This window comes from Streptomyces sp. NPDC047000 (assembly GCF_040644295.1).
Classification (GTDB): domain Bacteria; phylum Actinomycetota; class Actinomycetes; order Streptomycetales; family Streptomycetaceae; genus Streptomyces.
The window spans coordinates 64,209-77,676 of the sequence record NZ_JBEYWE010000035.1; the positions used below are offsets into that span (position 1 = coordinate 64,209).

Genomic DNA, 13,468 nt, shown 5'->3' on the forward strand with positions numbered 1-13,468 from the left:
GCTATGTCGGTCGGCCGGGCGGCGGCATACCCAACCCATACGACCGCTTGGTTCCGGCCTGATCATCTCTTGACTTTTCCATGACCAGGCCGTGGCGGCCGACGGGTGCACAGAGGCCGTCACACGGGGCGGACGGCGCCCCGGATGGCCTGCGGCCCGGCGAAGAAGACCGACTCCTCACGCACGGAAGCCCCCGGGCCCGGCGCGTGGATCATCGTCCCGGTCCCCGTGACCAGGCCGACATGGCTGGAATCCCCGTGGAAGAACAGCAGGTCGCCGGGCTGGAGCTCGGTGAGCGGGATCGCGGTGCCCGTGCCCGCCTGCTCCTGCGCGGTGCGCGGCAGGGCGACCCCGGCGGCCCGCCACGCCGCCTGGGTGAGCCCGCCGCAGTCGTACGCCTCGGGGCCGGCCGCTCCCGAGAGGCAGGGGCGCCCGATCTGGCCACGGGCGAAACCGAGCGCCGCCGCGGCCTTGCCGGGGGTGGCGGAATCCGGCGACGGGGCGACGGGAGGCCGGGGGGCGGGAGGTTCGGGGGCGGCCGGGGCGGCTGACGCCGCCGGGACGACCGGGACGGGGCCGGTGGCCGGGCCCGGGGCGGTCACGCCGGCCGGGGCGGTGTACACGGCGGTGCCGTAGCCGTCGGGCTGCTGAGGCGGCCACTGGCCCTCGGGGCCGCGGGGAGGAGCGGCCGGGGCGGTCGGCCGGACGGCCCGGTCCACAGATGCCGGGGGCGTCTGCGCGGGTTCCGGCGGTGCGAGCCGGGCGACGTGACGGGCCAGCAGCTGGCGGGCCGCGGTGAGTTTGAGCCGGTTGCGGTCCTTGGCGGGACCCATCGAGGAGCGGTTCGGCTTGGCGGGGGAGGGGGAGCGCGGGGGTGACGCGGGGACCGCCGCCGGCCAGGGTGCGGCCGATGCCACGGGCGCGGGTCCGGGGACGGCCGCGGGCGGCGCGGTGAACAGCTGCTCCGTGAACAACGGATCCGTGAGCGGCTGGGAAGGGAACGGCTGATCGGTGAACGGCTGGGCGGTGAACGGCTGGGCGGTGAACGGCCGGGCGGGGGCCGGCTGGGCCGCCGTCGGCAGGGCCGCGGCCGCTTCGACGGGGGCCGGCTGGGCCGGGATGCCCGGGACCGTGACCGTCCCCGGCGCCAACGGGAGGGGCAGGGGCGGGAGTTGCGCCGGTGGCGCGGCAGGTTCGATCGCCGGGGGCCGGAGTTCGGCCGGGGCCGCCGTCAGTTCGGGCATCACAGCGGTGCGTTCGGCCGGGGGAAGGGCCGGCAGGGCGGTGGCGGGGCCCGCGGTCAGCTCCAGGGCGGGACGCGCGGCGGCCTCCAGCTCGCGGACGGTGTCACTGAAGTCCTGGCGGCCCGGCAGGGCGGCGGGCGAGCGGTCGGGCAGCCGGTCCGGGGGCAGCGCCGCGGCCACGGTGGGGCCCAGTGAGCCCCGCGCCATGTCGAACCACTGCCGGGCGACGGCGTCGAGGGCGGGGTCGGAGCCGCCGCGTCCCCTGCCGGACGCCGGGCGGACCGCCGGTGCTCCCGGGGACGAGGTGCCCAGCGTCATGGCGCGGGTCGCGTTGAAGGTCCTGCTGTCGGTCTCGGCCCGGTTGTAGAGGCTGTCGATCCGCCGCTTCACCTCGGCGCGGCTGGGACCGTCGCCTCCCGTGAACGGATCGGAGTCACGCATACCGGGGAGGCCGGAGCCTCCGCGACGCTGATTGCGTTCCGGCGCCATGGGGGACGTACTCCTTCCGTACTCCGCCTACCGGGTTAGCTGACGGGTTCGGGCGGCGGAACTCGGAAGGCATGCCCTACGGCCCTCGCCCCGAAGGGCGGTCGGGCCGATTCACCCCGGGATTCGGTGGGTCCCCGGCTCCGGACGCCTCACTGGCCGTACCGGACTCGGCGGAGGCCGTGCGACCCGGCGGGGTTCGCCGGAGGAATCGTACGGCCCAGGCGCCAACTTAACGAACATGTGTGTCTCCCGTGAAGGTTGAAGCGGGGAATGTCCGATACGTAATCGTGATGTCGCCCCGGCGCACCACCGGCGTGCTCGCCCATTTGTTCTGGTGAGCGGTCCTTGTCGTCCGTACACTGGCAACACATAGACATGTGGTGAGAGTTGACCGGGGGAGCCGCCATGTCCGGAGATGCGTACGGTCCGTACGGCCCATCGAGCGGTGGATACGGCCCTCCGCCGGGTCCACAGCATTCACAGAACGCGCAGAATCCACCGATGCCGCCGGTGCCGCCGTTCCCGCCGCCGATGCCGCCCGGACCCCCGGCTCCGCCGCCCGCGCCGCCCGCGCCGGCCGACGGCTCGCGCGCCGCCGCGGTGGCCCTGCTCAACCTCAGCGGACTGGGCCTCGGTTATGTGCTCGTACGGCACTGGCTCGGAGCGGCGGCCTGCTGGGCGGCCACGGTGGTCCTGCTGTTCGTGGCACTGCCCGCCGATGCCGACGGAGTCCCGGGCGCCGCGCTCACCGGCTACGCCGTCGTCCTCGCGGCGGCCGCGGCCCACGGTGCGGCCGTCGGGCTGCGCACCCGGCTGACCTGGCCCGGCCGTGCCCCGCTGGCCGCTGTGCTCGGGCTGCTGCTGCTCGCGGTGCCCGCCGGGGGCGCGGTGCTGTACGACCGGGCCCGTGACGAGGCCGTCCAGCAGATGCTCCTCGACCGGCTGGAGAAGGCCGACCGACTGGTCGCGAAGGCGGGCACGCAGCCGTTCGAGAGCGCGCAGGCGGACTACCGCACGGCACTCGGCACCTACCGCGGCCTGGTCGCGGACCACCCGGGCTCCCGGGCCGCCGACCGGGTTCCCGGCAGGCTGCGCACCTTCTACTCCACCGTCGGCGCCGCCTACGAGCGCAAGCAGTACTGCGCCGCGATCCCGGCCCTGAAGTATCTGCGCACGGTCCCCCGCACCATGCCCGGGAAGCAGCTCGGCACGCTCGCCGGCTGGCCGGACGACCGGCTGGCCACCTCGCTGTACGCGTGCGGGTCGGACGGCCTGGCCTCCGGCGGCACCGACTGGGCACCGTACTTCGGTGAACTCCTCTCCACCTTCCCGGAGTCCGGGCAGGCCTCGAAGGTGGAACCGGCGGTCGGCTCCGCGGTCGACAAGGCGGCCGGCGCCGTGCGGGGCGGCGACCCCTGTGCGGCCGTCGACCGGCTGGAGAGCCTCGGCTCCCAGATCGGCACGCTGTCGGGCACGGGCACGGCTTCCGGCGGTCTGGGCAAGGCCGCGGACCGCGCCGGCCGCAGCGCCTCGGCGGGCGGCTACGCGTGCGGGCTCGACCAGTACAAGGACGGTGATTTCGACTCCGCGATGACGACCCTGGACAAGTTCGTCGCCGACAACGGGAACGACCGCAACAGCGCCCGCGCGAAGAAGATCGTGATCGCGGCCGAGATCGCCAAGTCGGTCCCCGCGGCGGGGAAGAAGGTGCCGACGACGGCGTCCGGCGGCAGCCTCTCGGTCACCATCAAGAACGACAGCCCCGACGAGATCACCGTTCTCTACACCGGCCCGGTGACCGGCAGCGTCACCCTGAAGCCGTGCGGGAGCTGCACGGCGTACGGCTGGGGCAGCACGCTGCTGAGCGGCTTCAAGCCGTGCAGCGGCGGCAAGAACTACCCGCAGAAGACGATCAGCCTGCCGCCGGGCACCACGTACTTCCTGCACAAGCCGAAGAGCTCCGCCTACTCCAGCAACGGCACCGACACCGCGAAACTGCGCTCCGGCTACATCTACACCGAGTGCGCCTATGTGACCTCGGGCCTGGGGACCAGCGGCTGAGCCGGCCCCCGGGACTGACAGCAGGGCGGCTGACCTGGTATTCCTGCCTGCCAGGATCGTCCACCGCCCGGAGGCACCCCCGATGCGAGACTTCACCGCCGTCGTCAACCCCACGGCAGGGGGGTCGACGGGTGCCGCGGCACCGCCGGCGGCGGTCCGGCTGCTGCGCGAGGCGGGTGCCCGGGTGGACACCGAGTACAGCACCGGTCTGGCGCACGCCCGGGAACTCGCGCGGGAGGCCGGCCGGCGGGGCCGGGTGGTCCTCGCCGTCGGCGGTGACGGCATCACCGGCGCCGTCGGCGGCGCTCTGAGCGGCACCGGCGCCCTGTTCGGCATCGTCCCGGCGGGCCGGGGCAACGACTTCGCCCGGGCCCTCGGACTGCCCCGCGACCCGGCCGCGCTGGCGAACGGGCTGCTGCACGCCGGGCCCCGAGCCGTCGACACCATCGAGGTGGAGTCGGCCGTCCACCACCGCACGGTCGTGCTCGGCAGCGTGTACGCGGGCGTCGACGCCCTCGCCAACCGCCACGCCAACCGGGCCCGGCTGCTGACCGGCCCCGCCTCCTACTACGCGGGCGGTCTGCGCGCCGTCACCACCTGGCGGCCCGCCGGGTACCGCGTCACGGTCGACGGGGTTCCCCGCACCCACCGCGGGTACACCGTCGTGGCCGCCAACTCGCCCTACTACGGCTCCGGCCGCATGATCGCGCCCGGCGCCCGGGTCGACGACGGCGAACTGGAGATCGTGATGATCCGGCACGCGCCGCGCCGGCTGTTCTTCGCCCTGATGAACGACCTCGCCTCCGGCACCCACGTCCGGCGGCCCGAGGTCTGTGTCCTGCGGGGCAGGGAGGTGCGCATCGAGGCCGACCGCGAGGTGCCCTACGGTGCCGACGGCGAGGTCGAGGCGGTCCTGCCGGTGACGGCGCGGGTGCTGCCGGGTGCTCTGCGGGTCGTGGGGTAGCCGGGCGGCGGCACCCCGTTTGCGCCCGGGCGGCGCGCCGGGCAGGGTTCTGGCTGTGCCCACTCTGCTGATCGTGCATCACACGCCCTCGCCCCACTGCCAGGCGATGTTCGAGGCCGTCGTGGCCGGTGCGACGGCCCCCGAGATCGAGGGCGTCCGGGTGGAGCGGCGCGCGGCCCTGGCCGCCACGGCGGCCGACGTGCTCGCCGCCGACGCGTATCTGCTGGGCACTCCGGCCAACCTGGGTTACCTGTCCGGGGCACTGAAGCATTTTTTCGACCAGATCTACTACCCGTGCCTCGACGCCACGCGCGGCCGGCCCTTCGGGTACTACGTGCACGGCGGGAACGACGTCACCGGCGCGGTGCGCGCCATGGAGGCGATCACGACGGGGCTCGGCTGGCGCCGTACGGCCGAGGCGGTGACCGTGACCGGGCAGCCCACGCGGGCCGATACCGAGGCCTGCTGGGAACTCGGCGCGACCCTCGCCGCGGGCTTGATGAACTGAGCTTTCGCGCAAGGCTGTTGAGAGGGTACGGAGTCATCCCTGTCGGGCATTCGGAAATACCCGGGCGTCCCTTCCCCTACCGCAAGTAACAAGATCATCATTCATGTTCCGGGCGAGCCGCGTGAGTGGTTCCGGTGTCGCCCTTCTTTCCCATTTCCCGTGCGAGGAACAGGCATGACAACTCAACAGGACAGCCCGGTGCAGCGTGCCCGAGATGTCTACGAAGACCATCTGCGGACGTGCCGGCAGTGCACCGCGGACGGGGCGCCGTGCGCGGCGGCCAAGCATCTCCTGCGTCTCTACAACAACGCCCGGCGGGCGCAGGTGCGCTGAGGGCGGCGGGTGGAGGACGGCAGGGGAGGAGCGGCCGCACCGGACGGGTCCGCCGTGTACCTACGCGCGTAGAGCGGGACGGGGTGCCGCCGTGTGCGCTATTAGACGGCGCGTCATATTACTGAACCGTAACCTTCGAGGTGCTACCGCCGGTAACAGCTGTCGTCGTACGGTCCTGGACAACCGCTTCGGAGCGGCGCGGGTGTGCCGGTGGGACGACCGTGCGCCCGCGCCACCTGCGGGACCCCGTACGCCACCGGGCCGCCCGGCCCGCGGGGTCCGCGCGGGGACGTTCCGCCTCCCCCTCCCCAGGAGGAATGTCATGTCCATGAATATCCGCCTGCTGGCGGCCGCCGTCACGGCCGCCGTCTGCCTGGGCGCACAGGCCGTCCCGGCCGCCGCGGCGACCGGGACGGACCCCGTCGTCTCCCGCGGTGTCACCGTCCCCGCCTTCTACAACCCCCCGGCGAGCCTCCCGGCGGCCGACGGCACCCTGATCCGCAGCGAGCCGCTCACCCTGGCCCTCAGCCTGCCGAGCATCGGCGGCCCGCTGCCGGGCCGGGCCACGCGCATCATGTACAAGACCACCGACTCGGCGGGCGGCCCCGCCGCCGTCACCGGTGCCTACATCGAACCCACGGCCGTCTGGAAGGGCGGCGGCGACCGCCCGCTCGTCGTGCTCGCCCCCGGCACCATGGGGCAGGGCGACCAGTGCGCCGCCTCGCTCGGCCTGGAGCACCCGCTGGTCCTCAACGGCCAGACGGTGTCCGTCGGTTACGAGGACCTCTCGGTCTACCGGCTGCTCGCCCAGGGCGTCGCCGTCGTCGTCACCGACTACATCGGCCTCGGCGCGACGGACCGGCTGCACACCTACGTCAACCGCGTCGACGAGGCCCACGCCGTGCTGGACGCCGTCCGCGCCGCCCGCGCCCTGGCCGGGGCGTCGGTCACCGCCGCCTCGCGCGTCGGTCTCTTCGGCTACAGCCAGGGCGGCGGGGCCACGGCCGCCGCGGCCGAGCTCCAGCCCTCCTACGCCCCCGACGTCGAACTCTCCGGCACCTACTCCGGGGCCCCGCCCGCCGACCTGTCCGCCGTCATGAAGGGGATCGACGGCAGCGACCTCGCCGGCGCCCTGGGCTGGTCGGTCAACGGCTTCCTGCAGTCCGACCCGGCCCTGCGGCCGGTCGTCGAGGCCCATCTCAACACGGCGGGCAAGGCGGCGCTGGCCGACCTGTCCACCATGTGCGTCGGCGACACGCTGCTGGCCTACAACTCCGTGCGCAGCACCGCCTGGACGGCGAACGGCGAGTCCATCGAGGACGTCGTCGCGGCCGAACCCGCGCTGAAGGCCTTCCTGGCGGCCCAGCGCATCGGCACCCTGAAGCCCGCCGGCCCGGTCCGGGTGGCCACCGGCACCGCCGACGACCTCGTACCGCACGCCCAGGCCCGCGACATGGCCGTGTCCTGGTGCCAAAAGGGCGGCGACGTCACCTACGTGCCGGTCGTGCTGCCGAGCGTGGGCCGGGCGCTGCTCAACCACTTCGCCCCGCTGCTCGCCGACCAGGGCGCGGCGGTGTCCTGGCTCACCGACCGCCTGGCGGGCCGGGCCGCCGGCTCCGGCTGCGCGGCGCTGCCCGTCCAGCCGTAGGCCCCGCCGCCGTCCGGCGGGCCCGTCGGACACCCGCCCGGCCGTGACCCCTCACGCCCGCGGCCGGGCGGGGAACCCCCGTGGGCCGTCCGTGGCGTACCCGGACGGTCCACGGCGCCATGCCCTCCGGGCGGTGCCCGGCGCGGCGTCAGCCGATGTGGTAGCTGTCGCCGTACACCTTCCAGTCGAGCGGTGTGTCCAGGTCGAGGTTGCCGTTGCGCAGGAACACGCGCTGCGCGGTCTCGACACGGCTGGTGTCGCTGTGCGCCTCCTCCTGTTCCATCGCCCACACCCGGGCGTCCAGGAAGGCGTTCAGGTACGCCGTCTCGTCACCGCCCTGCGCCGGCGGCTCCGCGGAACGCAGCGCCCGCGCCCGGATGCCGCGGAAACCGGTGGGGTCGTCGCCGTCGCCGTGCATCACGAGGGCGTCGTAGTACGCGAACTGCCCCAGAGCGCGCAGGCCGTCGGTCCTGCCCTGCCGGACGGCCGGGTCGAAGTACACCCGGTCGCGTTCGTCGTCCTGCGCCTGCTGGAACGCGGTGTCCTGCGCCGCCCTGCGCCAGTCGGCGGGGAAGTCCGGGTCGAGGCCGTCGTGCGAGTCGGTCCCGTCGACCTCCCGCAGCGCGGGCAGGTACCCGGCGAGGACGTTGCCGGGCACCCGGTCGGTGTAGAGCCCGACCAGCTCCAGCATGTCGCCGGTGCCCGAGCAGAAGCCGATGATCCCGGCGGTGTACCCGCGGCCGTCGCCGATGTCCTCGATGTACCGGTACTGCGCCTTCCAGTCCAGCGACGAGTTCTCCGCGCTGGAGACCAGCCGCATCGCGATCTCCTTCTTCGCCGGGTCGTCCAGACCGGGCGCGGCGGCGGAGGCGCGCTGGCTGCGCACCAGGGGGACGGCGGCCAGGGACGCGCCCGCCACACCCATGAGGGCGAGGAGGGCGCGCCGTGAGGAGGTGGCGGCATGCGCCGGTCCGGCGGATTTCTGCACCACGGTGACTCCAGGTACTGAGTGGGGGGAGGGAGTGGGGTGTCCCGCTGTCTGACAGGAAGGTTTACTATCAGAAATGGCCGCCCGTGCACACCCTCCGTGGCCCAAGTCCGCGGACCCGGACAAGAACCCCGTACCCGGATCCGCGCACCGGATCCGCGCCTCGGACCGGCTCCCTCCGCTCAGGCCCGGCGCCCCCGGTCACGCGGGCCCGGCGCCCCGCGGTACGACGATCACGGGACAGTGCGCGTGCCGCAGCACACCCTGGCTCACCGAGCCCAGCAGCATCCCGGCGAAACCGCCCCTGCCACGGGAGCCCACCACCAGCGCCAGCGCGTGCTCGGACGCCTCGGCGAGCTTCTCCACGGGGTGGCCGCTGACCAGCTCGTGCCGCAGTTCCACGTCCGGACAGGCCGCGCCGCGCCCCGCGACGATCTCGGAGAGCAGCCGCCGCCCCTCCAGCCGGGCCGCCGCCTCGTCCATCACCCCGAGCAGTCCCGGGCTCCACACGTACAGGGCGCGCAGCCGGGCGCCGCGCAGCGCCGCCTCCTCGAAGGCCAGGTCCACGGCTGCGACGGAGTGCTCGCTGCCGTCCACGCCGACGACCACGTAGGCCGGTTCCTGGGTGACGTGCTCCGGCTCGGGCACCACGACCACCGGGCAGTGGCTGTGCGCCAGCACCGGCAGCGCCACCGACGCCCGGCTCATCAGCCCCCGCCGCCGGCTCAGGTGCCACGACCCCAGCACGACGGCCGAGGCGTCTTTGCTCTGCTCCCCGAGCAGCCACACCGGGTCGCCCTCCGCGAGGGTCCCGGACACCTCGGTCCCGGGCTGCCGGGCCTCCACGAAGTCCACCGCGGACTTGAGCGCGGCCTCGCCCGCCACGTGCCGGGTGCGGTTCCATTCCTCCCAGGACGGCAGGTCGCGGCTGCCCCGGTAGCCGGTGGTCGGCACCCCCTCGGCGAGCACCAGCCGCAGCGGCACCCGGCGGCGGGCGGCCTCGTCGGCGGCCCACGCCAGCGCCATCCGCTTCCCGGGGTCCGGATCCACCCCGGCCACGATCGGCCGGCGGTCACTCGGTACGGACATCGCCGCCTCCTGACGTGTGGACCAGGTGCCTGACGAAGGAGTCGGGCCCGGGGAAGTACAGGGTCACGTGTCCGGTGTCCGACCACCGCACGTCGTAGGGCGGACTGCCGTCCGGGTGGTGGACACCGACGATCTCGCCGTCCCGGGTGACGACTCCGCCCGCGGTGCCGCGTACGACGATCTCGTCGCCGACGCGGGCCCGCACGGCGTTGCCCGTCGCCTCGGCCGCGAACGGGACGGCCGTCTTCTCGCTCTTGTGGGCCGGTGCGGGTGCGCTCATCTCGCCCTCGCCTCCTCGACCTGAACGGGGAGAGGGGATTTCCCTTCCTGATGTCATGAAATGCCCGTATCGCCCTGACCGGCAGGGGGCGATGGTCCCGACACGAGGCCTGTCGGCCCCCGGGCCGGGCCACCGGCGACCCCCTGCATCCGGCCCGCGGCGCGTCACGGCTTGCCGGCGCGGACGATCACGACCGGGCAGTCCGCGTGCAGCGCGACCCGCTGGCTCACCGAGCCCAGCATCGCCCGGGCGAAACCGCCGTGCCCCCGGCTGCCCACCACCAGTACCGCCGCCCCCTCGGCGGACTGCAGCAGCACATCACCCGGGTTCCCGTGCACCAGTACGGCGCGCACCCCGGCGGCGTCCTCGTCCCCGAGGGCCTCGCGGAGCTCCCTCGCCTGCACCTCCCGGGCGCTCTCCAGGTCGAAGGCCGCTTCCATCGGCGGCGCGAACCAGCCCGACGGCTGTTCCCAGGCCGTCACCGCTTCGACCGTCCCGCCGGTCAGCGCGGCGTACCGGACCGCCCAGCGCAGCGCCTCGAACGACGACGCGGACCCGTCGACACCCGCGACGACACGGCGAGCGGAGGAGTTTGCGTCCATGGCGTCCACCTCTCGTGCACCCCCTTCACCGCACTCCGGCCGTCCCCGCCCATCGTCTCTCCCTTCCGGGCGGGGCGCTCCCGCTGCCGCCGGGCCGGCCGGCGGGAGGGGCGCCCACCTGCCGTTCCGTCACGCCCTCCCGTGCCCCCATGCAGGGCCGTAGCGCTCCGGGTGCAGGGCCGTTCGGCTCTTGGCGCCCCGGCGTGCGGCGAAAGACTGGACATGTAGGCAATCCGACCGGGTCCGGAGGCCGCTGTGAACGACCACGAGAAAATCTCCGCGGGCGGTGAGGCACGTTCCGGCATCGCCTCCCGCCCCCCGCGGCCGGGCGAGACGGGCCGGCAGGACATGCTCCTGCGCTACCTGGGCGCCGTCGCGGCCGCGTCGGCCGAGCAGGCGGAGGCCAGACAGCGTCCCGCCACGGGCGATCCCGGTGTGGCCGGCGGCGCCGTACGGGTGCAGGGCCGCCCGGCCGGGCAGCGCCCGCCGCGGGTGCCCGCCGAGTCCCTGGCGCCGCTGCTGGTGCGGGACGTGATGGACGTGCCCGCCGCGTCGATGCACGACGACCTGCCCTACCGGCAGATCGCCCGCCTGCTGGCCCGCGAGGGCGTCGGGGCGATCCCGGTGGTCGACGCGCACGACCACGTCGTCGGCGTGGTGTCCGAGTCCGACCTGCTGGCGAAGGTGGCCTTCGAGGCGTCCGGCCACCGGCCCGGTCCCATAGGCCGGCTCCGGGAGCGGCGGCTGCACGGCAAGGCCCGCGGGGAGAGTGCCGCCGACCTGATGACCGCACCGGCGATCACGGTGCTGCCGGGCGCCACGGTCGCGGAGGCCGCCTGGCTCGCCGCGCTGTCCCGGCTCAAGCGGCTCCCGGTCGCCGACCACGACGGCCGCCTGGTCGGTGTCGTACGGCGCGAGGCGCTGCTCCGGGCCCTCATCCGGGACGACGAGGGCATCCGGGAGGAGGTCGAGTCGGTCGTCGTCGCGGTCTGCTCCCCGGCCGAACGCACCACCGTCCAGGTCAAGGTGCGCGACGGCGTCGTGGACCTCACGGGACGGGCCCCGGCGGCCACCGCCGCCCGGCTGGTCGCGGAGATCGAGGCCGCCGTCGAGGACGTCGTGGAGGTGAACGACCACCTCGTCACCGGATGACCTCCCGGGGGCGTCAGGTGGACGGCCGCACCCGGCCGTGCGCTATGCTGATCACAGACAAGCCGCCGGAACTTCCGGTGGAAGGTCGCGCGTTGGTGGTCCAAGGAAAGACGTCCCGCTTCCTGCGGGGAGATGCAGGTGCAAGGCCTGCCCGGCGCTCCGCACGAGAACCCCGATCCGGTGTCCGGACCGGGGTTCTCCGTTTGTCGGCCGCCCCGCACCCGGTGGCCCCGGCGGTACGCCGGGGCGGATCCGCGGGCCGTGCCGGCACCCGTGCCCACGCCGACACCGGCTGCCTCTATTCTCCTGGTCATGACTGAGGGGGAAAGCCGCAGACGGGTCGTCGACGGGCGTTTCGAACTGGAGGCCCGGCTCGGCGGCGGGGGGATGGGCACCGTGTGGCGGGCCCGTGACCTGCTGCTGCACCGCAACGTGGCCGTCAAGGAAGTCCGGCCCTACGACATCGACCGCGCCGAGTACGACCCGGACGGCGCGAAGACACTCCGGGAACGCGTCCTGCGCGAGGCCCGCGCCCTCGCGAGCGTCCAGCATCCGAACGTCGTGACGATCCATCACATCGTCGACGGCGGCGAGGACACCTACCCGTGGATCGTGATGGAACTGGTCGACGGCGGCTCCCTCGCCGACCGGCTCGACCGCGGCCCCATGACCCCCGCCGAGACCGCCCGCCTGGGCCGCGAGGTGCTCGCCGCGCTGCGCGCCGCGCACGAGGCGGGCGTACAGCACCGGGACGTCAAACCCGCCAACGTCCTGCTGCGCCGCGACGGCAGACCGGTGCTCACCGACTTCGGCATCGCCGCGATCCGCGAGGCCACCACCCTCACGGCCACCGGCTCGATCATCGGAACGCCCGACTTCATGGCCCCCGAGCGGATCTCCGGCGGCGAGGGCGGCCCGGGGTCGGACATCTGGTCGCTGGCGATGATGCTGTACGTCGCCGTCGAGGGGAACCATCCGCTGCGCCGGGGCTCGACGCTGGCCACGCTCGCCGCCGTCCTCAACGAGGACGTGCCGCCGCCGGTCCGGGCCGGCGTGCTGACCCCGGTGCTGAACCGCGTCCTGGTCCGGGACCCGGCGGCCCGGCCGGACGCCGCCGAACTCGACCGGCTCCTCGCCGCCGCCGAGGACAGCGCCGCCCGCGCCGCCGCGGCACCTCCGCAGCCGACCTCGTACTCCCTGACCCCGCCCGCGCCGCCCGCCCCGCCGCAGGCGACCGCACCGCCGGTGCCGCAGACCTGGCCCGCCCCGGGCACCCGGGAGCCGCAGGACGCCGTACCGCCGTCCCCGGCGCCTCCCACGGTCGCCCCGCACGTCCTCACCGACGTCACCGCGGGCGCGACGGCGCGGCCCCGGCCGCCGCGCGGACGCGGTGCGCTGGTCGCGCTCTCCGCCGTGGGCGTGCTCCTGGTCGGCGGCGTGGCGGTCTGGGGCACGCTGCACGACAGGAACAGCCAGAACGACGCCGCGGCCTCCCAGGGACCGGGCGCCGGGCCGTCCGGCACCCCCGGCGCCCCCAGCACGGCGAGCACCGCCGAGAAGCCCGCACAGTCCGCGTCCGGGACGCTCCTCACCCCGGACGGCATCCGGACGGCGATCAAGGCCATCGAGAAGGAGACCGGGAGCAACCGCTTCGCGGACTTCACCGTGTACGGGGACTACGTCTCGGCCGAAGTGATGGTCAAGGGCAACCAGCGCGCCTACGACAGCTACACCTACCGGCGCGGCGGCGGCGTCGAGAAGGGCATCATCTCGGACTCCGTGGACTCCGAGGTGACACCGTCGAGGATCGACGACTACAACTGGGACGCCGTGCCGGACCTGCTGAGCCGGGCCCGCAAGGACCTCAAGGTCCCCAAGCCGTCCGTGACGTACCTGATGATCCGCGTCCCCGACTCCCGCTTCGGCCAGCAGGCCGGGATGGCGGTCTACCTGACCAACCAGTACTCCCAGACCGGCTACCTCGAGGCCGACACCCGGGGCAAGGTGACCGAGAAGATGCCCTACAAGGGCTGACGACCGGCCAGGCGGGGGACCGCCAGGTGGAGGACGCCCGCGTCGGGCTCGCCCATGTGACCGGTGGCGGAATCTC

The 13,468-nt window shown here is 74.3% G+C and carries 12 protein-coding genes and 1 riboswitch; of the genes, 7 read left to right on the forward strand and 5 right to left on the reverse strand.

The genetic code is table 11. The annotated features are described in order from the left end of the window. Positions 1 to 119 precede the first annotated feature (119 nt). Complete coding sequence (locus tag ABZ862_RS34395) at positions 120 to 1,685, reverse strand: NlpC/P60 family protein (RefSeq protein ID WP_360967131.1); 1,566 nt, start codon at positions 1,683 to 1,685, stop codon at positions 120 to 122. A gap of 56 nt (positions 1,686 to 1,741) precedes the next feature. Then, a riboswitch (cyclic di-AMP (ydaO/yuaA leader) is annotated at positions 1,742 to 1,916 on the reverse strand. Positions 1,917 to 2,234: 318 nt separating this feature from the next. Here ABZ862_RS34395 and ABZ862_RS34400 point away from each other — a divergent pair. The 5 genes from ABZ862_RS34400 (at position 2,235) to ABZ862_RS34420 (ending at position 7,247) form a co-directional block, all read left to right on the forward strand. Next, positions 2,235 to 3,794 carry a hypothetical protein gene (locus ABZ862_RS34400; RefSeq protein WP_360967134.1) on the forward strand — a complete coding sequence of 520 codons (1,560 nt, stop codon included), beginning with the start codon at positions 2,235 to 2,237 and terminating at the stop codon, positions 3,792 to 3,794. An 82-nt stretch (positions 3,795 to 3,876) separates the two neighbouring features. Further along, positions 3,877 to 4,758, forward strand: a complete 882-nt coding sequence (locus ABZ862_RS34405; RefSeq protein ID WP_360967137.1) for a diacylglycerol kinase family protein — start codon at positions 3,877 to 3,879, stop codon at positions 4,756 to 4,758. A 55-nt stretch (positions 4,759 to 4,813) separates the two neighbouring features. Beyond that, positions 4,814 to 5,266: an NAD(P)H-dependent oxidoreductase gene (locus ABZ862_RS34410; RefSeq protein ID WP_360967140.1), complete on the forward strand. Its 453-nt coding sequence runs from the start codon at positions 4,814 to 4,816 to the stop codon at positions 5,264 to 5,266. A gap of 174 nt (positions 5,267 to 5,440) precedes the next feature. Continuing rightward, the gene (locus ABZ862_RS34415; RefSeq protein WP_360967143.1) at positions 5,441 to 5,599 is read left to right on the forward strand and encodes a hypothetical protein; all 159 of its coding nucleotides are present in this window, start codon (positions 5,441 to 5,443) and stop codon (positions 5,597 to 5,599) included. A gap of 322 nt (positions 5,600 to 5,921) precedes the next feature. Further along, positions 5,922 to 7,247: a lipase family protein gene (locus tag ABZ862_RS34420; RefSeq protein ID WP_360967146.1), complete on the forward strand. Its 1,326-nt coding sequence runs from the start codon at positions 5,922 to 5,924 to the stop codon at positions 7,245 to 7,247. 148 nt (positions 7,248 to 7,395) lie between these two features. Here ABZ862_RS34420 and ABZ862_RS34425 read toward each other — a convergent pair whose 3' ends face one another. From ABZ862_RS34425 to ABZ862_RS34440, 4 genes are all read right to left on the reverse strand, one after another. Continuing rightward, positions 7,396 to 8,172 carry a chitosanase gene (locus tag ABZ862_RS34425; protein ID WP_360967169.1) on the reverse strand — a complete coding sequence of 259 codons (777 nt, stop codon included), beginning with the start codon at positions 8,170 to 8,172 and terminating at the stop codon, positions 7,396 to 7,398. A 264-nt stretch (positions 8,173 to 8,436) separates the two neighbouring features. Further along, positions 8,437 to 9,324, reverse strand: coding sequence for a universal stress protein (locus ABZ862_RS34430; protein ID WP_360967149.1), 888 nt, complete (start codon positions 9,322 to 9,324; stop codon positions 8,437 to 8,439). Next, complete coding sequence (locus tag ABZ862_RS34435; protein WP_360967152.1) at positions 9,308 to 9,604, reverse strand: DUF1918 domain-containing protein; 297 nt, start codon at positions 9,602 to 9,604, stop codon at positions 9,308 to 9,310. The genes ABZ862_RS34430 and ABZ862_RS34435 overlap by 17 nt, the downstream gene beginning before the upstream one ends. A 164-nt stretch (positions 9,605 to 9,768) precedes the next feature. After that, positions 9,769 to 10,206, reverse strand: a complete 438-nt coding sequence (locus tag ABZ862_RS34440) for a universal stress protein (RefSeq protein ID WP_360967155.1) — start codon at positions 10,204 to 10,206, stop codon at positions 9,769 to 9,771. 255 nt (positions 10,207 to 10,461) lie between these two features. On the opposite strand from ABZ862_RS34440, the gene ABZ862_RS34445 reads away from it, so the two are divergent. Beyond that, positions 10,462 to 11,358 (forward strand): CBS domain-containing protein, encoded by an 897-nt coding sequence (locus ABZ862_RS34445; RefSeq protein ID WP_360967158.1) that lies wholly within the window; start codon positions 10,462 to 10,464, stop codon positions 11,356 to 11,358. Positions 11,359 to 11,670: 312 nt separating this feature from the next. Further along, on the forward strand, positions 11,671 to 13,392 hold the full coding sequence (locus tag ABZ862_RS34450) for a serine/threonine-protein kinase (RefSeq protein WP_360967161.1): 1,722 nt from the start codon (positions 11,671 to 11,673) through the stop codon (positions 13,390 to 13,392). Positions 13,393 to 13,468 lie beyond the last annotated feature (76 nt).